Below are 19,999 nucleotides of genomic sequence, written 5' to 3'. Positions count from 1 at the left end.
GATCATTCGGCCGGCTGGGCGGTCACCGGGGCGGAACGCGCCTTGCCGAAACGCTCTTTCAGCGATTTCCAGCCCTCGGTGAAGGGATAGGTCATCGTTTCGGCGATCGACATCTTGCGCCCGCCCTCCATGCCCAGCAGTTCCGCCTCGCCATCCACGCAGGTGCCGAAAAGGCGGTCGATGACGATCCAGGTGCTCGCATAGTTGCTGCGCGTGGCTTCATAATCCTGCGAATGGTGCATGCTGTGATGTTCCGTCGTATTGAACAGGAAACGCCACCAGCGCGGCGAGTTGAAGCGGACATTGATATGCTGGTAGGTGCCGACGGCCAGGCCCAATGTACCCGCGAGCAGGGCGGCGCGGGGCAGGAAGTCGAAGAAACCGCCTATGCCGAGGCCGATCAGGAACAGTTCAACCGGATTGCCGACCGCGCCCTTGTTGATGTTCAACTGGGTGATGTAATGATGCGGCGCATGGGTCAGCCACAGCGGATACCAGTTGTGCATCCCGCGATGCATCCAATATTGGCCGAAATCGAAGATGAACGAGATCAGCAACGCCTGCAGCAGCAGGGGCAGGCCCGTGAACCAGGCCAGCTTGTCCCAGTCGAAATCATGCTGCACCGCTTCGATCACGACATCGCTGCCGATATAGCGTTCCACCAGGTTCAGCAGCGTATAGCCAAGCCCCACATAGAAAAGATCGCTGGCGAGTTCCTTCCATGTCAGGCGCCAGCTTGCGTGGCGCGGGTTCACCCACTCAAGCGCGAGCAACAGGATTCTGACGCCGATGCCGATACCGATGGCGGTCGATGCCTTGGCGATCGAATTGGGCGCATAATACCAGAAGGCGATCAGCGCGAACAGCAAGCTGGGCTGGAACCAGGTGAAGACGAACCGCTTCAACGGTCCTCCTTCCACGCGCGGTATGTTTTCCCACCCCACGACGACGGGCGCCTGCGCGCCTATGATCCTTTTACCTACCCGAACTCCGTCCATACCGTCCTCACATCGCTGCCCGGCCGTTGCGGGTCCTGTACGGCGCGCTCCAGGACGAGGACCATGTCCCGCCCCCGTGCGCATGACGTCGATGCAGGTTCGCGAAACCGCCCCCATCACGCCAGAGGTCATTCCGCTATATATCCCATAGATGGGGTCTATGCCTTAGGCCGCGCCCGGCTATTCCCGCTGATGCCGCCTGGATGATGGACCAGGAGCGCTGACCGGCTGAATCGCGCCTCGGTCCGCTTCAACCTTCTGTGCCGACCACAAGCCTGAAACCGGCGCCGCGCGCTGTTGGGAGCAGGTGGAGTTCGCCATGATAGGCGTCGAGCAGCGACCGGGCGATGGCGAGGCCAAGGCCCGTCCCGCCTTCTCCCCTCCGGGTGGTGAAGAAAAGGTCGAAGATGCGGCTCCGGTCCCCCGGCGGTATGCCGGGCCCATCATCGGCAAAGTCGATCCATGCCGCGCCCTCACGCAAGGCGACGTCGATGTCCAGGCGCGACGCCCCCGCCTGCCGCGCATTTTCCGCAAGCGTCGTCAACACGGCTTCCAGCGCCCCGGCGTCCACTTTCAGCGGCGGCAGGTCCTGCGGCAGACGGAGGTTGATGACGAAATCCTCTGCGGACAATGCATCCGCCACCGACGCCAGCAATGGCGCGGCATCGGTTCGCGCATCGCTTTCGCCCACCAGCACGTCGGCGCGTGCCAGTTCCATCAGCCGCCGCACCAGCCGCGCCAACCGCTGGGCATCGGCCGCCATATTGGTGAGGAAGCGTTGCCGATCGGCGGGCGCCATGTCGGCCCCATGATCCTGCAACAGTTCGATCGCGCCGGAGATGCCGGCCAGCGGCGTCTTGAATTCATGGCTGACCGAAGAGGCAAAGTCGCGCAGATAGCGGGATCGCTTTTCGATACTCTGGGCCATCTGCTCGAAATCCCGATAGAGGGCCCGGATTTCCACTACCTGCAGGGAGGGATGGCGCGGCGCGACGCGGCGGCCCAATGCCAGATCGCGTGTGGCGCGGCTCAGGCTTTCGATCGGGCGGACTATGGCGCGCGACAATATGGCCGACAGCAGCACCAGCATCAGGAAAATCGCCACCACGCCGAGCACGATCTTGCCGCGGTCCTCATATAGCCCCAGGGAAAGGGCGCGCGGCGAGCGCGACACCAGCAGCACGCCCGTCACTTGCCCATCGACGCTGATGGGTCGGGCATGGTGCAGGCGAATGCCCGCCGCCCGGCTCAGCCATTCCAGCGGATAATGGGTGGCGATGCCTTCATTCTTCCGCAGCACGGTCACGGCCCTGCCGCCGAGTGCTGCCCTGATCTCCGGCAGGGCAGCCAGGCTCCGTCCGCCTTCCGGGCCGTTCAGGACTATGCCGTGCCGATCCAGCATCAGGATCGAGGACAAGGTCGTCACCTTGGTTTCGGCAAAGGCAGGCATCATCCGCTTCGCAAGCGCAAGGGCGGCGCGATCAGGGCCGACGCGCGTCGCCGCCGCCCGGGGGCGCGACGGCAGGATCGGGGAAGAACGCAGGTCCACCTCCGTCATCCGGTCATGATAGCGCACCGGCGAGGCAGCCGCGGCGTGATCGGCGCCCATGCCGCTCCCCACGACCGCCGCGCTCGCCGCCAGCGCCGCGCCCTGCGCCACCAGTTCCGCCTCGGTCCGTCGCACCAGGGCATTTTCATAGACCCGCAGGAAGATCGCCCCCAATCCCGGCAGCGCCGCCACGAACAGCAGGGTGCCGAGCAGGATCGTGCGCAACCGCAAGACCGGCCAATGCCGGGCGATCCAAGCCTTCAACGCCGCGCTCATGCAGGCGGCGCCGTCCCGTTGCATCCGCCCAGCCGATAGCCGATGCCGGGGCGCGTCTCTATGATGTCGATGCCGCCGACATCGGCAAATTTGCGGCGCAGGTTGCGGACATGGCTGTCCACCGTCCGATCGGTCAAGGCAAAGCCTGGCCCACGAAACCGATCGATGATCTGGTCGCGGGAGAAGATGCGGGAGGGCATGGCCAGCAGGGTGCGCAATATGGTGAATTCCGTCACCGTCAAGCTCACCTCCTCCGTGCCCCAATGCGCCGACCAGCTTTCGGTATCCAGGGCAAGCCGCCCATGGCGGATCGTGCCAATCGCCTCCGCCGCCGGCGGCCGGGCCGAGGTGCGGCGCAGGATCGCCATGGACCGCGCCACCACCTCCCGCGGGGAAAAGGGCTTTACCACATAGTCGTCGCCGCCAAGCTCTATGCCCAGCACCCGGTCGATCTCATCATCGCGGGAGGACAGGAAGAAAATCGGCACGTCATTATGCGCCCGCAGTCGGCGACAGACCTCCAGCCCGTCCATGCGCGGCATGTTGATGTCGAGGATGACGAGGTCGGGCGCGTGCCGTTCGACCTCCGCCAGCGCAGCCTCTCCATCGGCGGCCTCGATCGTCCCGAGCCCCGCCTTGCCGAAGGCGAAGACGAGCAGTTGGCGGATATGGGGATCATCGTCGACGATCAGGATCGTGCTGGGCATGGGGCATAGGATCATCTCCCCGTCTCCGCTGTCAACGCGCGATCCGTCTGCGGACCAACATTCCCATTGGGTGCAGCCGCCGCCGCGGGCGGAATCAGCGCGCCAGAGCAATCCCTCGCTCCCGCATCGACGGCGACAGACCCGATCGCCGCCGTCATGGTCCGCGCCATTTCCAGCCGCCGCTGCCCAAGCAGGGTCCAGCGCTGGCCAAGTTCCCGCGCCAGCCTGGCATGAAGGTCCATCCTCACCGTCCTCACCCGCTCGCGAAAATCAGGTCGCAGGTCGGTCCGTTGCTCCAGCGACAGCAAAGGCAACAGCGCGGAATCGCCCAACTGGCGCAGGTAGCAGAGGTCCAGCGCTACGCCTTGTCCACCGACATCCCGCGCATGACGCACATTCCATTGGGCCGCCACCGCCCCCAGATCGACAAAGCAGATCACGCCCAGCACCAGCCCGGCGGCCGCCAGATTGACGTTGATGAGCCATGCCGCGCTTCGCGCCCGCAGCAGCCGCCAGCAGATCGCGGCGAGGCCGAAGGCGACGAGCGCCATCCAGACCAGCGCGGCGATCCGGAGCCGGGTAAGTGAATAGGCTTCGATATAATCCGCCGTGCGCAGCATGGACGATGCGACCAGAAAGACATTCTGTCCGATCCAGAACATCACCAGGCTGCGGACCACCCGATTCTGCGCCGTTTCCGATCCGGGCCGCAGCGTCACGAGCACGAACAGCGCCGCAAGCAGTGCGGTGGCGACCAGCGGATAGGCACCGCGATGGGCATAGCCGGCCATGGTCATGCCCGCGGGCATCGGCGCCCAGCCCCAGAGCCAGGCGACATCCATCAGGTTCTGAAGCGCGAAGATCAGGTTGAAGACCACCAACGACAGCGTGACCGAAGCGACCGACACGCCCGGCAGGCGCCGGTCGTTCCAGCCATCAAATGCCGGCAGCAGGCGCCGGGGCAGGCGCGGCCGCAGCAAGGCCCAGGCCATCGCAAACAACACCCCCCAAAAGGCCAGTCTGACGATCAATTCAGGCGACAGGTCCGGCAGCAGCAGCGAGGAGAAAAATTGCTCGAACAACGGATTGGCCGCGGAAAAGAGAAGCAGGATCACCGCGCTGCCGATCACCGGCAAGGCCAGCGTCCCCAGCGCCGCATGCAGGCTCCAGGCCCCTGCGCGTCCCGCCGCGCGCAGCTTCAAGATGCGCTTCAGATCGATCAGCGGCCCGAACGGCGCGCGCAAGCCAAACCAGATCAGCCGCTGGAACCAGCGCCAGCCATCGTCGAAGCGCGCCGTTGCCGGGATCAAAGCCGCCACCCCCGCCGCCGCCCAGAACAGGGTCCAGGCCAGCAGGCTTGCGTCGTAGAGCAGGGCAAAGGCGAACAGCCCCGCCGCCGCCATCGCCAGCAAGGCCCCGCCTTCGCGCCGCAGCACGGGCCGCCCCGCCAGCAGAGCGCCCAGCACGGCCAGCGCGAAAAAGCCGAGATAGCCGCCATATAGATGCCGCTGGTAGAACAGCCAGTCCCCGGTCCCTACGATCAGCAAGGCAGGCGCCAGCTTCCAGCGAAAGCGGGCAAAGAGGGGCCATGATGCGGCCAGGGACGGCCGCGCGGCGGAGTAGCGCATCAGTCTTTCTCCCTGAATGTCCGTGCCAGAATGCCGCTGTCCCAAGCAGATCGGTGAGAGCCGCCGATCAATAATCGGCGCAGTTCCGGTGCAGAAAATGTGCAGGCCACCGCGAGAAGGACGGAATTCCGCCGAAAAGATACGAACCCCGGCCTCGACACTCATCGATGCGTGCCGTTCACCATCGATTCGTCGCTTGCAAGCCTCGCTTTGCCGCCCCTATTTCTCTCTATCGAAACAGTGGAGAAACGCGCATGCGATCACATCTGGCGATCACCCTCACCCTTCTGCCCGGCCTCCTGCTCGCGGGCTGCGGCCAGGCTCCCGGCGGTTCCGTCGCCTATGAAGCCGTCAACGATGCCGGTCCGGCCGCAAGCAACGAGCGCTATGACGGTCATCCTGTCAGCCCGATCCACCAGGTCGCGGCCGAGCCGGTCTCAACCTTCGCGGTCGATGTGGATACGGGCGCCTACGCCAATGTCCGCCGCATGTTGCTGGGCGGCCAGGCCGTTCCTGCGGAAGCCGTGCGCACGGAGGAGATGATCAACTATTTCCGCTATGATTATCCGCTGCCCGATGACCGCTCGGCGCCGTTCAGCGTTACGACGGAGGTTTCGACGACACCGTGGAATGCCGGCACGCGACTGTTGCGCATCGGCCTGCGCGGCTATGACGTCGCCCGGTCGCAACGGCCGCCCGCCAATCTGGTGTTCATGGTCGATGTGTCCGGTTCGATGCAGGACGCCGACAAGCTGCCTCTGGTCAAGCAGTCGCTTTCCATATTGGCGGACGCGCTGCGGCCGGACGACAGCATATCCATCATCACCTATGCCGGGTTCGTCGAAACCTTGGTCGAGGGCAGCCACGATCCGGCGGAGATCAAGGCCGCGCTGGACGGGCTGGACGCGAATGGTTCGACCGCTGGCGGCCCGGCCCTGGCACGTGCCTATGACCTGGCCCGCGCCCACTTCATTCCGGGGGGCATCAACCGCATCATCATGGCGACCGATGGCGACTTCAACGTCGGCCTGTCCGATCAGCATGGCCTGGAAGAGATGGTGAAGCGCAACAGGGACGACGGCGTAACGCTCACCACCCTGGGCTTCGGGCAGGGCAATTACAATGATGCGATGATGGAGGCGGTGGCCGACCTGGGCAATGGCAATCACGCTTACATAGACAGCGCGATGGAAGCGCGCAAAGTGCTGGACGATGAACTGTCCTCCACCCTCTTCACCATCGCGAAGGATGTGAAGGTACAGGTGGAGTTCAACCCGGCCCTGGTCAGCCAATATCGCCTGATCGGCTATGAGAATCGCGGCCTTGCCGAACAGGACTTCGCCGATGATCGTGTCGACGCGGGCGAGATCGGCGCCGGTCATCAGGTGACGGCGCTGTACGAGATCGTCCCGGCCGGCGAAGCGGGTTGGGTCGCTCCGCGCAGATATGCCGGCAATCGCGCGCCTTTCCCTCCCGCGGCGGACAACAGCGAGTTCGCCACCGTCCGCCTGCGCTACAAATTGCCCGAAGAGACGCATAGCCGGCTGATAGAGCGTCCGGTTGCCGCCTCGCTCCTTGCCGACGCCAACAGGCCGCGGGGCGACATGGCCTTTGCCGTGGCGGTCGCCGCCTTCGGACAAAGGCTGCGCGGCGACACGCGGCTGGGCGACTACAGCTATGCCGACATCGCCCGGCTCGCCGGCGGCCAGAATGACTATTGGCGGCAGGAATTCGTCCAGCTTGCGCGGTCGGCCGGCCGGGACGGCGATGCATGGCTGCGGTGAATTTTCCGCCGCCCGGCAGCAACCCTCCCGGCGTCAACCGGCGCCCGCCGTCCACTCCAGAAGAACGCGCCGGTTGAGGGGCTCTTTCGCCGGACCGTCGGATGATCGGGCCGGGGATCGCTCCCCGGCTCCGGAAATTTGCAGCTTCGACAGCGGCACGCCCATCGCCACCAGATGCCTGGCGACATTGTCCGCGCGCATCAGGCTCAACCGATCATTATAGGCGTCAGGCCCTGCACTGTCGGTGAAGCCCGTGACGGAGAGCATCCCGCCGTCAGGGCCTGCTTCGGTCATGAAGGCGGCCAGGTCGCGCTGCGCTTCTTCACTGAGAGCGGCCTTGTCGAAATCGAAATGGACAGTGAGCGACCGGGGCCGGACCGCCGGAACCGGAGGTGGCAGCGGTCCGGCGGCGGCCTGCGGTTGCGCGGGAGGATAGACCATGTCGCGACACGACGCGTCGCTCCAGGCGATGCGTTCCAGCCGCATCCGCCGATCCCAGCGCAATTGCAGGCGGCAGATCCGATATTCCGTCCCCTGCCCGGTGTAGAAGTCCAGAATATAGTTCCACCGCCGTTCACCCAGCAGGCCTTCATGAAAATGCGGGACGCCCAACAGGGCATAGACCTGCCGCTTCGTCATGCCGGGCGTCAGCAGGCGCGGCGCCTGCGGCGGCAGGAAGACGCCCTCGCGCCGTGTCGCGCTGCCCGCGTCGGGAAATTCCGACAGGGGCGCAACTTCCGGCAGGAACTGGGGCTCCGCCGCATGGCCGGGCCATGGATGCAGGGCCAGCGCCAGCAGGGCGATCCACCGCCGGTCAGAAAGCAATGCCCATGCCCGCATTGGCGCCTCCCTGATTGCGGCTGTTATAGGCTGCTGAAGCCCGGATGATGAAGCGGCCATTGTCCGACACCTTCGATATTCCCATGGCGATCGCATGTTCCCCCTGCCAGGTGCTGACGCCGACGCCCAGCGTACCGCCACCCGCCTCCGACAATTGGGGTATGCCGGCAATCGCCATGGCGGCGGCGGTACCCCCCTCCGCGTCGCGCCGCAGGTCGCGCAGGCCGGCATTGATCAGGTTGAAGCGGATGTCGGTATAGGCGTTGGCGCTGTCGACCGCCCCTGCCATCCCGCCCTGAAGCTGGCGCAGGTTCACCGCATCGGTCGGCGCGATGCCGTCGGCCACATGGACGATCTGCCGTTCGGCCCCCGCGCTGCCCACCGATACCGTATTGGCCCGGTCCGCGACGGAAGCATAGCCCAGCGCGACGCTGCCCGGCGCGATCGCCTGGGCCTGCGTCCCCAGCGCCAGGCTGCCGCTGCCGGAGGCGACCGCGCCCGCGCCGGCGGCCATGCTGTCCGCGCCGCTGGCGACCGGCGTGGCGTAGCCGGAACTGTTATTGACCTGTAGATAGCCTGCGCGCCCTTGCTGAAGCTCGGTGATCGCGGTCAGATTATAGGCCAGTTGCACATTGGTCGCATGAAGCTGCGCACCGTTGACCGCCTGTGTCGAGGTTTCGCTCAACTCACCGGCGGCAACGCCGCTGATCGTCTGGTCGATGCCGCCGCGCGCCGCATTATAGGCCTGGATCGACGGATCATAGGGCAGCGCGTCCTGCGGTGCAGTCCCGCCTCCGCCAGTTCCGCCGCCGCCGCCCCCGCCTCCACCGCCGGTCCCTCCGCCGCCGCTACCCAGTTGCGACAGGTTGACCGCGTCGGTCGGGGCGCTGCCGGCCGCGACATTGGCTATGGTCGTGCCGCCCGCGCCGCCCAGCACGACGGTGGCCTTGCTGCTGTCCTGATATTTGACGGCAAGGTCGTTCAGCACCGCCAGGTCATAGCTCAACTGGGTGATGGCCGCGCTGTTCTGCGCCACCAGATTGTTGGTCGCCTGCAACTGGGAACCGTTGATCGCGTCGCTGCTGGTGCTGTTCACCGCCCCCGCGCCAACATTGGTGATGCGCGTGCCGCCCGAACCCTGCAACGTCACCTGCGTCCTGGTGCCGTCATCATATTGCACCGCATTGCCGGCAAGCGTTCCGAGCGCATCGTTCACCGCCTGCAATTGGGCGACATTGACGGCGTCGCCGGGATCGGCGCCGCCCGCCAGCCCCGTCAGGCGGCGGCCGCCGATATTGACTTCCGCGCTGGCCGTGCCGCCGATCAGGAAGGCGGGCAGGTTCAGCGTCATGCCGTTCGCCAGCGATCCCGAACCCAGCGCCACGCTGCCCGCATGGGTGGCGGACGCGCCCGCGCCGATCGCGATCGCCCCATAGGCGCCCGTGGCCGTGCTGGCGAGATTGCCGATGGCGATGGCGTCCAGCTCGCCCGCGCTGGCTTCGGACCCCGGCGTGCCCAGTCCGGTGATCTTGTTGCCGCCAAAGGAGATGCCCTTGGGCGTGGTCAGGCTGAAACTGTCGGACGTGGTTTCGCATGTCGGGTCCGACAGCAGGTCGACGGCATTGCCGTTCACGTCCAGAACGTTGAGGGTGATCGGCGCGCCTGCCGCCGCGTTGGCCAGGGCGGCGTTGATGCCCAGATCAACCGTCCCGAAGGTCAGGGTGCTGAGGGTCGATTCAACCGGCGCCAGCACCGGCGTGATGACATCGCCGATCGTGTCGGTCAGCACTGATTTCGGCAGGCTGACGCCCGAACAGGCGCTGACCACATTGGCATGGGCGGTCATCCCTGGCGCCAGGCCGGCGATCAGGCCGGCGCCCGCCAGCCAAGCCCAGCGGCCCTTCCCCCGGCTGATGCTTCCGGCAGTCCCGGTTCGATGCCATTTCGCCCCTCGGTCCATAGATCCGCCCCCTGAAGGCAGGCCTGATCATCCCGGTGACGGCTCGATCAGGCTTTGCGATGTCCCCAGGCCAGAATGGAGGCGTCGCCGCTAAGGCCGCGCGAAGGCGAAAGGACAGGATTTTACGCAAAATTCGTATCTGCGCATTATGCTGGAACCATCTTGCCCGTCTGGCCCTTCTGCATTTTCCGAAGGCGGATGGGCGAGTCGAGGAAATATCTGATCGGCAAAGACAAAATCGTTACGATTCCGTTTTGATGATTTACACCCCTTCGAACATATAATACCGATATCGACAGGGATGGAGGCAAAGGGGAGCCAGTCCGTGGACGATCTGCCGCCCGGCCAAGTGGTCACCGCCACAGCGTTGATTCGGCATTTTGCCGTGCATTCGCGCCAGGCCATGACCGAACCCGTCCATATCATGAACCATGGGCATGTCGGGCTGACGCTCATCGCGACGGACCTGTTCCATCGGCTGGCGGGCGATCAATCCACCGGCCCCGACCAGGGCGCGCAGCTGGAAATCCTGCTCGACATGATTCCGACCCAGGTCCTGCTGACCGACCGGGATCTGAAGCCGGTGCGGGTCAACCTCGCCGCCCGCCGGCGGCTGGGCATCAGCGAGAAGCATGTCGGCAAGCTGTTCCTGCCGCAGATGCTGGAGAGTTCGGACGCGCACTTCCTGTTGCGCGCGCTGGAAAGGGTCCATGACACCGGCGTGCCGGAGACGTTCGAACATAATGTCGCGGGACCGCCGCCGCTGGTCTATCGCGTGCAGGCCGCGGCCTTTCCGGGCGGATTCATCGTGCTGGTCGACGAGATTGCCGATCGGGTGACGCTGCGCGCGCAGGATGCGCAGATCGCGGCCTATGAGGATCTGATCGACGGGTTGCCCGGCCTTGCCCGCGGCGCATTCAACGTCCGGTCGGTCATCACCGACATCTCACCCGCACTTGCGGCGCTGGTCGGGACCGAGAAAGGCCGGCTGGCCGGCACCCGCTTCGCGACCCTGTTCGATGCTTCCGCGCGCGGCGCGATCAACGATGCGGTCGAGGAACTTCTCACCCACGGCAAGCCGTTCGGCATGAGGGCGAGGCTGCTGGGCGGCCATGGCGAAAGCCAGCTCGTCCAGGTCAAGGCCGTGCCGCTTCTGTCTGCCTCCGGCCAGAGGGAGGGCGTCTTCATGATCGGCCCCGTGGCGGCGGACGCGGGCAGCTGAAGCCGAAGGTTCAATATGTGATCGTGACGATCAGGCTGTCGGCATAGGCCCCCGCCTGGGGCCACTGGCCCGCGGCTATTCGGCCATAGACGGGGACGGTCTGGCTGAACGACAGCAATCCGTTCAATGACGCGGTCACGGTGCTGGTCCCCGACGATCCATTTCCCCAAATGGTGGTCCGGCTGGCGGTGGTGTAGAGATTATAGTTGAGCCGCGCACTGCCCTGCGCCATCTGGCGCGCCAGGGCATCGCCCGACAGGCCGGGGCTGATCGCTATATCAATGGTGCCGGCCAGCGAGATCACCCCTGTGCAGCTCAGCGTCACGCTGCCCGCGCCATCCCTGGGCGCGGAGGCGGTGGGATCATAGCCGCCGAAGCTGATCCCCGTCGTCGATGCCGAACAACTGCAAAGCGTGCAGGCCCAGGCCGGGCTTGCCAGCCCCAGGCCAGCCGAAATGGCAAGCGTCCATCCGATCAGCTTCATCATTTCCCCTCCTGATAGGGCAGGCAGGCACGAGGCGCCGATTGCGAGATACCGGCGTCGGCCCGCCTCGTCGGAACGGTCGCGCGGCACGCGATGGCCGGCCCCGCCAGCAGGATTTCCTGCCCGTCCTGCGCGTCGGCCAGGTAGATTTCGCCATCATGCCCCGAAATGCCCGACGACGTACCCTCCAGCGTTACGGTCAGCCCCGCCGGAACGGGAAGGCCGCTGCCGTCCACCAGCCGCAATGTCAGTGGCCGGGCGGCCGGGCCGCCGAAGCTGACCCTCACCGCCTGCCTGTACCCCGGCACCACCACCTGCTCGGCCGCGGTCACAAGGGTATCGATCGGCAAGGCATCCAGATCAATGGCGATGCGGTTGGCGGCATAGGGTTGCAGGCCCGCGACGATCGCCGACCTGCCCGACCCGGCCCGACCCGCGACGGGCCGGTTCTCGAAGAAGACCGTCACATCCTGATCGGCCGACACGTCCACCACCGCGAAGGCATAGTCGAGCTGCGGCGCGGCGACGATCTGTCCCCCCACCCGCAGCAGCGCGCCATGGGCCTGGAAACGCACGCCCTCCATTCCCCCCATATGCGATGCGGAAAGGTCGAGATCGCCGGCCGCGGTGCGCCATGTCACGCCGCCTTCCACCTGCGTTGGCGCGTCGGACCCGCGCGACGCCAGCATGCGATAGCCCCACCCCTGGTCGGGCGGCGGGCTTTGGTTGAAACTGGCGGCGGTACGCCCGCCATCCGCGAACAGGCCGACACTTGAACGCGCGCCGAGCGGCAGGGTGAGCGACCCGAAAAGACTGCTGGTCCGGCTTTCCGAGAGGCGCGTCCGCCGCGCGCCCAGCGTAATCCAGGCCGGGCCCAGGCCAGCGGCATAGGAAAGCGAACCCATGGAGAAACGGTCTCCATCGCTCCGGCTTTCCAGATAATGGGCATTGATGCTGCCGCGGCGGCCCAGGTTGATGCTGCCCGCGACCGCCAGTTCCCGACGTCCCGCGGCGGCCCGCTCATCCTCTCCGACCTGCGTGAAATGCGCATCTTCCTCCATATAGCTCGCCGTCACCGAATAATGCGGGGTGATCCGCTGGACCTGCGCCCGCCACATCAGGCCGTCGCCGTCGCGGCTGTGCGATGCGGCGGCCGACAGCGACAATTCGCCCCAGGAGGACAGGAGCGCGCCAAGTCCCAGCCCAGCCATCTGCACCTTTTCGCTCGCCTCGCCCCGTCCAGCCAGCGTCATCCCCGCCGCCAGTCCATGACGCCAGAAACCCGCGGCGAACGGCGCGCCATAGGAAAAACTGCTTTCCCCGAAATTCCTGCGCAGAAACCCCGCTTCCAGCGAAAAATCGTCCAGCCCCTCGCGCAGGAGCCGGGGGCTGGCATAGAAGCTCTGCGTGACGACACGGGCGGTGCCGGTCGCGTCGCGGATGGTCATCGTCACCTCGCCCGCGCCGTTGAAGAGCGGCTGATAATCGATCCGGAAATCGCCGGGCTGGACCGCCATGCTCTGGCGACTGCTGGCCGCCGCCAGATCAACGACCGAGGGCAGCGCCGCAGAGCCCGAAAGCCGGGGCAGCGGATAGGTCACGGCCTCAGGCGTCAGCGAGAAGTCGGTGCCCAGCCGCAGCCCGGCGAAACGGACCGGCCGGTTCCAGTCGGCCCCCCGCGTCATGGTGTCGCCAAGCACCAGCCGCAAACGCCGATCGGGAAAGTCGCGGATGACATTGCTGTCGAGACGCACCGCAGCCGGACCATCCACGCCCTGCTGCACCAGCGCCGTCGTACCGGCGACGCCCCAGGCGCCCGACAGGCCGGCGTCCAGCAGCAGGGAAGCGGCCCAGTCCCGCCCCCATCGCGCGACCGACAGGTCATAGCCGACATATTGCAGCGGCACCGGCGCCATGACCGGTCGGCCGCGCTGTTCGGCACCGACATGGGTGGGGGAAAAGAGCGAGGGCGCGGCATCGATCAGCAAGGTGCCGCCTGAACTGTCGAGTTGCGCCGAAAGGCCGTCCATGCCGTCCAGCAGGGCGTAATCCGCTCCTTCCACCTCGATGCGCTGCAGTGGCACGGCCCTTTGCAGGCCCCATTGGCGCAGCACGTCCTGGCGGACGAACAGCCTGCCCCGGTCCAGCACGACAAGGCCGGTATCGCTGATCGGTTGGCCGTTGATGATGACGCCCACGGGCACCGGGCGTTGGCTGTCGCCGGGCCTGCCCATGACGGCGAGCGTCATGGGAAGATCGGACGCGGCGGACGGCTGCGCCAGCGGCAGGCAAAGCGGGATGAGCGCCCTACCCAGCATCGAAAGCCCCTGCCTTGCGCCAGGCCATGCCGGAGCGGGCGACATCCGCTGCGCGCCTTCACTGCCCAGACGCTGCGGGGCGGGCGGTGAGCGGTCCCTGGGTCGTCTCCACCTGGACGGTGGCGACCGCGCGGCCGTCCGGCGGCTGGACCGGAAGGTCGATGCGCCCGCCCGCCAGCAGGTAGAAGCCCCTGTCGACGCGCGCGATCGCGTCTCCGCCCGCGGCGGTGCGAAGGGTCATGCCGGTCACCTGGACATGCCGGTCGCCCTGGTTGAACAGGCTGAGCGTCCATCCTCCGTCGGCGACCTTCGCGGTGGACCAGCGGAGCGAAGGCGCTGCACCGGGGGGTGCGCGGAATATGGGCATGCTGATGCGCAGCAATGCCCGCACCGTGCCCGGCACGGTCGTAGCCGTCGGCAGTTCATCGATGATCAGGCGGTAACTTTCCTCGCGCGGTCCAGTGCGCGCCGGCAGGCTGCATCGCACGAGCCTGCTCGCTCCGCCGGGGATGCTGACGATGGAGGGATTGACGACCGGGCCGTCAACGGGGTCGAGCTGGTCCGCGCCGCTTGCATCCTTGCGCCAGCCAAAGCCCCTGATCTGGACCGTCGCAGGGGTCGCGTCATCATTGGAAATGGTAAGCGAGCAGAACTGCTTGTCGGCGGCCATCTCGATCCGCACGGGCAAAATGCGCAGCGTCGCGGCGTCCACCGCCTGCGCCATCCCGAAAAGCGCACAAAGTCCTATCGCCGCCAGAACCCGCGCGGGTCCGGCACCATGGCATGATCCTGTCATGACGAAATCCGCCTTCAATAGCTGACGGTTACGGTCACCGTATCAGCGTAATTCCCCGCAGCCACGCTCTGCCCGACCGGAATGCGGCCGTAAACAGTGAAGGCCGATGGCAGGATGGTCGACGCGGTCTGCGACACCGTGTCCGATCCAACCGAATTTCCCCAATTGGTGCTGCGTCCCGTATTGCTGTACAATCCGTAGTCCAGGGGAGTGGCGCCATTGAGCATCTGGCGCGTGGACACTGTCGCTCCACCGGTACTTCCGGCATTCAAACCTATGTTGAATACTGTTCCCGGCGTACAAGTCACTGTTATGGTACTGGTCGTATCCTTCGGCGTTGCCGATGTCGGATCGTAACTTCCAAACGCCATGTCCGTGGCCGAGACAAGACAGGCATTCAACACTGTCGCGGAAACACCCATTGTCGTAGTGGCGTCTGTCGCCGCTGCCTTGCCTGGCACGAGAGCCAGCAGGATAAACGCATAATATTTGCGCATGACGATCCCCGTCCGCTGAAGTCGATACGCCTTAATCTGCATCAACATTGCATCCAGAAGGTTAGAAAAGCGTTAGCGAAACCATGCATATGCCCGGAGAAGAAGGAAATTTGACGCCCAAGGAGCTGATTTTTAAAGGATATATACCCTTTGGAGTAGCCATTTTTGATATCTTCCCGAATTGGCGCAAACCGGATATTCGCATCCTCTATCCTTTACAGTCTTCGGTGACTCCGGAATACAAACATGATCTGAAAACAATTTTCAGATCTGAAATATTCTTCGCCATTCACCCATTGCCTGTCCGCTTCAACTGTTTTCAGTTCGTCATTATCAGTTCTCAATGCGCGATGATTGTTCTGCCATTGCCCCGGCAAGGCACCCGATGACGCGCGTCGTGGAGGCATTTCGACGCAGCATCCACCCGCAATCACCACTACCCCTGCCTTGTCGATCGGAACCATCCTCCTCATGCGGGCGAAGGTGGCGTAAACGACCTGCCCCTTGCCCTTGCGTTCCTGATTGCCTGGACGCGATCTTTTGTTCAGTCTGGGCCGGATGAAGACAGAAGATGATCGGCAGGAATTCCCATGGGCCAGAATTTGACCTTCCCGCGAAAGCATCCGGTCGCCGTCACGCTGCTCCTGCTGTCGCTGTCGGGGATCGGCCTGGGCGGCGCGCTCTGGGCCTGCGCCGACTCCTCCTGTTCGCCGGGCTGGCAACTGGCTTCGCCCGATTATGATTGCGGCGGGCGGGCGGCGATCAGTCCGGGCAATGATACGCGGATCAACATCCTGCTGCTGATGCGCAGCCTGAAACCCGTGAACAGCGATCGCGCCGGGGCCGACGGCGATGTGAACAATCCGCAGTTCGGCCGTACCTTCATGACATGGCCCGGCCTGCGCGCAGCCTTCTGGCCACAAGCGGGGGAGAAGGACCAGGAAAGCAGCGCCATGGGCAATGGCGATGCCGCCGGCTGCGCGGTTTCCCCGGATGGCGTGGCCGCGTTCAACGCCGCGCTTGCGGTCGAGACGGACCTGCCGGCAGCCGAAAAGACCGAGCTGACCGGGCTGCGCGCCAGGACCGGCTGCGATGCCGCCCATTGGGACGATGCGCCGATCTCGACCAGGCTCGGCCGCGAATATCTGTCCTATCTGAAGGCGGCCGACGCCTTCCACAAGGGCGACTGGCAAAGCGCGCGACAGGGCTTTGCTTCGCTGACGCGCAGCCGCAGCAAATGGGTCGCGGAAACCGCCCAATATATGCCGATCCGCATCGGCCTGCGCGCGGCGGTGACCAAGGCGGTGGACGAATATGGCGATTTTGCCGGGCCGGAAAAGGTCGATGCGGCGGCGGTCAAGCAGGCAGGCGACGCCATCGGCGCCTATCTCAAGGCCTATCCCAAGGGCCGCTATGCCACGTCGGCACAAGGCTTGACGCGCCGCGTCGCATGGCTGAGCGGAGACATGGCGGCGCTTGTCCAGAGCTACGAAAAGCTGGTGGCCACGATGCCCGGCGACGATGAAGCGGCAGCCGACCTGGCCGAGGAAATCGATATCAAGCTGCTGGAGCGCCCGGATGCGGGCAGGATCATCGGCAGTCAGAACGGCGTACCGCTCTTGCTGGCGGTCGCCGATCTCAAGCAGATGCGGGGGCAGAATACCGATCCCGCTCCTCTTTCCGCGAGCGAATTGACGGCGCAGAAGAGGCAGTTTGCGGCCCATCCTGATCTTTATGGACTGCTTCAGGCCAGCCGGGCCTATTATGGTGGAGACGATCCGAAGGCGATATTGGCGTTGCTGCCGGATGCGGCGCGCAGCAGCGGCTTCACGCCCCTCGCCTTCAGCCGGCAGGTCCTGCGCGGCATGGCCCTCGGCCGGACGCGCGATCCCAATGAAGCGGGTTTCTGGCGCGACCTTCTGAAGGGAGCAAGCCCGCTTTATGAGCGGCCCCTGGTTGAAATGGGGCTGGCCATTCGCTGGCAGCGCGACGGACGGGTGGAGCAGGTCTTCGCCCCCGGATCGCCGATCACGGACAGCATGACCCGGACGATCCTGCTGCAAACCCTGGCGCCGCCCGCCATCCTGCGCATGACGGCCAGGGATGGCACCCGTCCCGCGCGCGAGCGGGACGTGGCCCGTTTCACCCTGCTCTACAAGGATCTGACAAGGGGTGCCTTTGGCGATTTCGGCAACGATCTGACTCTGGTGCCCGCCAATGCGGGGAGCGAAGGCGGACTATGGGACTTTTCCCAGCAGGACAGGATCCCGACCGGGCTGTTCCGAACCGGGCAATGGTCCGACGGCTTTCCTTGCCCCAGCATAGCGCAGATCGCCGCGACACTGGCTAAGTCGCCCGGCGATGCAAAGGCGCGGCTGTGCCTGGGCGATTTCTACCGGCTGAACGGTTTCGACGGGTTCGGCCTGTTCAATGCGAGCGAGGACAGGTCCATGCTCGGCAGCGGGCCGGACGGATTTTCCGGCCGTTCCCTCTCACGCTCGGATATCTACGCCGCGATCATCGCGGACAGGCGAGCGGCGCCCGACGACCGGGCCTATGCCCTCTACCGCGCCGTCATGTGCTATTCGCCATCCGGCTATAATGGCTGCGCCGGTCCCTATCGGACCTCGGAAGAAATGGATGCGGCGCAGGCGCCCCAGGCCGATCGGAAGGCCTGGTTCACGGAGTTGAAGCAACGCTATCCGCAAAGTCGATGGGCCAGGTCGCTGCGCTATTATTGGTGAGATATGGGCGCGGGCAAAGGCACGATGGCGCTGCTGGCGTTCCTGGCGCTGGCCGGTTGCCGGCAGGAGGCGGAAACGGACGCGGGAAAGGTCGTTCCGGCGGCCTATGACGCCTTCTACCTTTGGCCCGGCATACGTCCGACACGGGATGTTCATGCCAGGATCCTCTATCTTCTTGATGGAGAGGTCCGGCGCGGCGGAACGGCCCGCATGGAAAGATTGCGCATGGGCACGCCGCGCCTGCCGGGCAAAAAGGTCTGGCTGGTCGTCAGGGCGGATCGGCTGGATTGGAATGACGCCGTTTACAGCGCGATCTTCGATGATCTGGCGCATTGGCGGGCGGCAGGGAATGAAGTCGTCGGGCTTCAGGTCGATTTCGATGCCGCCACGCGAGGCATCGACGGCTATGCGCGCTTCCTGCACGATCTGCGCAAACGCTTGCCGCAGGACTGGAAACTGTCGATCACGGGTCTGATGGACTGGAGCGCGCATGGCGACCCAGATGCCTTGCTTCGACTGGCAGGACTGATCGACGAGGTGGTCATCCAGACCTATCAGGGACGCAGCACCATTCCCGGCTATGAGGATTATTTCCGCCGGATGAAGGACTTTCCCATCCCCTTCCGGGTCGCGCTGGTCGAGGGAGGAAGCTGGCAGGCACCGCTGATGCTGTCACGCCATCCACAGTTCAAGGGCTATGTGGTTTTCCTGCTGTCCCGCACTGGATCCAAGGAACGCTGATCTTCCTGGTCTTTCGTGGAAGGGCAGTCGCATCAGGCGGTTTGAGGCTGGTCTTGGGCTGTTAGAGCGATTTCCAAGCGATCGGAACCGATCGCTGGTTAAGAAATCACAGCAAAAAAGGAATCCAAGGCGGCAATCTGGTTCAATCAGATCGGAACCCGCGCTCGACTATTTTCGAATTGACCGTTTACGGCCAAGGGCTCGGAAAATGGCATCAAAAGACCAGAGCGTTTCCGCTCATAGTGAAAACGCTCTAGATTTTGGGGTATCAGACGCAAGAAAGCCCGCCGTTGCGGGCGGGCTTTCTTGCGTGAAGCAGATATTGTGGATGGGTATTGAAGCGCGAGCTATAATGCCTGGCGACGCCCTACTCTTCCGGGGCTTGAGCCACAGTACCATCGGCGCAGACTGGTTTCACGTCCGAGTTCGGGAAGGGATCGGGTGGGTCACAGACGCTATGGTCACCAAGCAATAGAGCTTGCGCTTCGTTTTTTAATCGATGTTTTCCGTGCAGATTATCTGGCTGTTTGATCACCACATTTGCTGACGTTTGCTGGAATATCCAGTGTTGTCATTGATGGTGGGACTCTCAGGCGCGATCAGAGCAATTAGGACCGGTTAGCTCCATATGTTACCACACTTCTACATCCGGCCTATCAAGGTCGTGGTCTACGACCGCTCGAAGAAATCTTATCTTGAGGGAGGCTTCCCGCTTAGATGCTTTCAGCGGTTATCCCGTCCATACATAGCTACCCTGCTGCGCCCTTGGCAGGACGACAGGTACACCAGAGGTATGTTCAACCCGGTCCTCTCGTACTAGGGTCAACTCCTCTCAAATTTCGACGCCCACGGCAGATAGGGACCAAACTGTCTCGCGACGTTCTGAACCCAGCTCACGTACCACTTTAATTGGCGAACAGCCAAACCCTTGGGACCTGCTCCAGCCCCAGGATGTGATGAGCCGACATCGAGGTGCCAAACGATTCCGTCGATATGAGCTCTTGGGAATCATCAGCCTGTTATCCCCGGCGTACCTTTTATCCGTTGAGCGATGGCCCTTCCACGAGGGACCACCGGATCACTATGACCGACTTTCGTCTCTGCTCGACTTGTCAGTCTCGCAGTCAGGCGGGCTTATGCCATTGCACTCTAACAGACGGTTTCCAACCGTCCTGAGCCCACCATCGCGCGCCTCCGTTACTCTTTAGGAGGCGACCGCCCCAGTCAAACTACCCGCCACAGAGGGTCCCTGCACCGGATAACGGTGCGAGGTTAGACATCAGAAAACAACAGGGTGGTATTTCACCTATGGCTCCACGACAACTGGCGTCATCGCTTCAAAGCCTCCCACCTATGCTACACAGTTCTTTCCTAATGCCACTCTGAAGCTGCAGTAAAGGTGCACGGGGTCTTTCCGTCTAACCGCGGGTACTCCGCATCTTCACGGAGAATTCA

The 19,999-nt window shown here is 64.5% G+C and carries 15 protein-coding genes and 2 rRNA genes (1 of these 17 only partly in view); 5 read left to right on the top strand and 12 right to left on the bottom strand.

All coding sequences use genetic code 11. From position 1 onward, the window contains the following. Positions 1-2 precede the first annotated feature (2 nt). The 4 genes from ACN9MX_RS16595 to ACN9MX_RS16580 form a co-directional block, all read right to left on the bottom strand. On the bottom strand, positions 3-998 hold the full coding sequence (locus ACN9MX_RS16595; protein ID WP_363829605.1) for a sterol desaturase family protein: 996 nt from the start codon (positions 996-998) through the stop codon (positions 3-5). Positions 999-1,248: 250 nt separating this feature from the next. Beyond that, entirely contained in the window at positions 1,249-2,847 is a 1,599-nt protein-coding gene (locus tag ACN9MX_RS16590) for a HAMP domain-containing sensor histidine kinase (RefSeq protein ID WP_426387721.1), read from the bottom strand. Beyond that, the gene (locus ACN9MX_RS16585) at positions 2,820-3,530 is read right to left on the bottom strand and encodes a response regulator transcription factor (RefSeq protein WP_363829600.1); all 711 of its coding nucleotides are present in this window, start codon (positions 3,528-3,530) and stop codon (positions 2,820-2,822) included. The genes ACN9MX_RS16590 and ACN9MX_RS16585 overlap by 28 nt, the downstream gene beginning before the upstream one ends. Positions 3,531-3,541: 11 nt before the next feature. Next, positions 3,542-5,158, bottom strand: coding sequence for a DUF4153 domain-containing protein (locus tag ACN9MX_RS16580; RefSeq protein ID WP_363829598.1), 1,617 nt, complete (start codon positions 5,156-5,158; stop codon positions 3,542-3,544). Positions 5,159-5,412: 254 nt separating this feature from the next. Between ACN9MX_RS16580 and ACN9MX_RS16575 the strand changes: the two genes are divergently transcribed. Next, positions 5,413-6,942, top strand: coding sequence for a vWA domain-containing protein (locus tag ACN9MX_RS16575; protein ID WP_363829595.1), 1,530 nt, complete (start codon positions 5,413-5,415; stop codon positions 6,940-6,942). A gap of 33 nt (positions 6,943-6,975) precedes the next feature. Here ACN9MX_RS16575 and ACN9MX_RS16570 read toward each other — a convergent pair whose 3' ends face one another. Both ACN9MX_RS16570 and ACN9MX_RS16565 read right to left on the bottom strand, forming a co-directional pair. Further along, complete coding sequence (locus tag ACN9MX_RS16570) at positions 6,976-7,782, bottom strand: OmpA family protein (protein WP_363755784.1); 807 nt, start codon at positions 7,780-7,782, stop codon at positions 6,976-6,978. Then, on the bottom strand, positions 7,757-9,742 hold the full coding sequence (locus ACN9MX_RS16565) for a YadA family autotransporter adhesin (protein WP_363829593.1): 1,986 nt from the start codon (positions 9,740-9,742) through the stop codon (positions 7,757-7,759). The genes ACN9MX_RS16570 and ACN9MX_RS16565 overlap by 26 nt, the downstream gene beginning before the upstream one ends. Positions 9,743-10,067: 325 nt before the next feature. Between ACN9MX_RS16565 and ACN9MX_RS16560 the strand changes: the two genes are divergently transcribed. Continuing rightward, complete coding sequence (locus ACN9MX_RS16560; protein WP_363737421.1) at positions 10,068-10,964, top strand: PAS domain-containing protein; 897 nt, start codon at positions 10,068-10,070, stop codon at positions 10,962-10,964. 10 nt (positions 10,965-10,974) lie between these two features. On the opposite strand, the gene ACN9MX_RS16555 is transcribed toward ACN9MX_RS16560, so the two are convergent. From ACN9MX_RS16555 to ACN9MX_RS16540, 4 genes are read right to left on the bottom strand one after another with little or no spacing between them, the layout of a single operon-like run. Further along, positions 10,975-11,451 carry a Csu type fimbrial protein gene (locus ACN9MX_RS16555; RefSeq protein WP_363829591.1) on the bottom strand — a complete coding sequence of 159 codons (477 nt, stop codon included), beginning with the start codon at positions 11,449-11,451 and terminating at the stop codon, positions 10,975-10,977. After that, positions 11,448-13,766 carry a fimbria/pilus outer membrane usher protein gene (locus tag ACN9MX_RS16550; protein WP_363829589.1) on the bottom strand — a complete coding sequence of 773 codons (2,319 nt, stop codon included), beginning with the start codon at positions 13,764-13,766 and terminating at the stop codon, positions 11,448-11,450. The genes ACN9MX_RS16555 and ACN9MX_RS16550 overlap by 4 nt, the downstream gene beginning before the upstream one ends. Before the next feature lie 58 nt (positions 13,767-13,824). After that, positions 13,825-14,562 carry a fimbrial biogenesis chaperone gene (locus ACN9MX_RS16545; protein ID WP_363829586.1) on the bottom strand — a complete coding sequence of 246 codons (738 nt, stop codon included), beginning with the start codon at positions 14,560-14,562 and terminating at the stop codon, positions 13,825-13,827. A 14-nt stretch (positions 14,563-14,576) separates the two neighbouring features. After that, the gene (locus tag ACN9MX_RS16540) at positions 14,577-15,107 is read right to left on the bottom strand and encodes a Csu type fimbrial protein (RefSeq protein WP_363829584.1); all 531 of its coding nucleotides are present in this window, start codon (positions 15,105-15,107) and stop codon (positions 14,577-14,579) included. A 35-nt stretch (positions 15,108-15,142) separates the two neighbouring features. Between ACN9MX_RS16540 and ACN9MX_RS16535 the strand changes: the two genes are divergently transcribed. The 3 genes from ACN9MX_RS16535 to ACN9MX_RS16525 all read left to right on the top strand — a co-directional run bounded on the left by ACN9MX_RS16535 (position 15,143) and on the right by ACN9MX_RS16525 (position 18,544). Further along, positions 15,143-15,448, top strand: coding sequence for a hypothetical protein (locus tag ACN9MX_RS16535; protein WP_426387720.1), 306 nt, complete (start codon positions 15,143-15,145; stop codon positions 15,446-15,448). 201 nt (positions 15,449-15,649) lie between these two features. Then, the gene (locus ACN9MX_RS16530) at positions 15,650-17,803 is read left to right on the top strand and encodes a hypothetical protein (protein ID WP_363829580.1); all 2,154 of its coding nucleotides are present in this window, start codon (positions 15,650-15,652) and stop codon (positions 17,801-17,803) included. A gap of 3 nt (positions 17,804-17,806) precedes the next feature. After that, entirely contained in the window at positions 17,807-18,544 is a 738-nt protein-coding gene (locus ACN9MX_RS16525; RefSeq protein WP_363829578.1) for a DUF3142 domain-containing protein, read from the top strand. Between the two features lie 354 nt (positions 18,545-18,898). Here the strand turns inward: ACN9MX_RS16525 and rrf are convergent. Together rrf and ACN9MX_RS16515 are read right to left on the bottom strand one after the other, a co-directional pair. Beyond that, positions 18,899-19,013, bottom strand: a 5S ribosomal RNA gene (gene rrf, locus ACN9MX_RS16520). Between the two features lie 119 nt (positions 19,014-19,132). Beyond that, a 23S ribosomal RNA gene (locus ACN9MX_RS16515) occupies positions 19,133-19,999 on the bottom strand (it continues 1,934 nt past the right edge of the window).

The organism is Sphingobium sp. R-21 (assembly GCF_049913335.1).
Taxonomy (GTDB): domain Bacteria; phylum Pseudomonadota; class Alphaproteobacteria; order Sphingomonadales; family Sphingomonadaceae; genus Sphingobium.
Note: the sequence above shows the minus strand (reverse complement) of the source record. Positions and strands in the feature narration are given on the sequence as shown.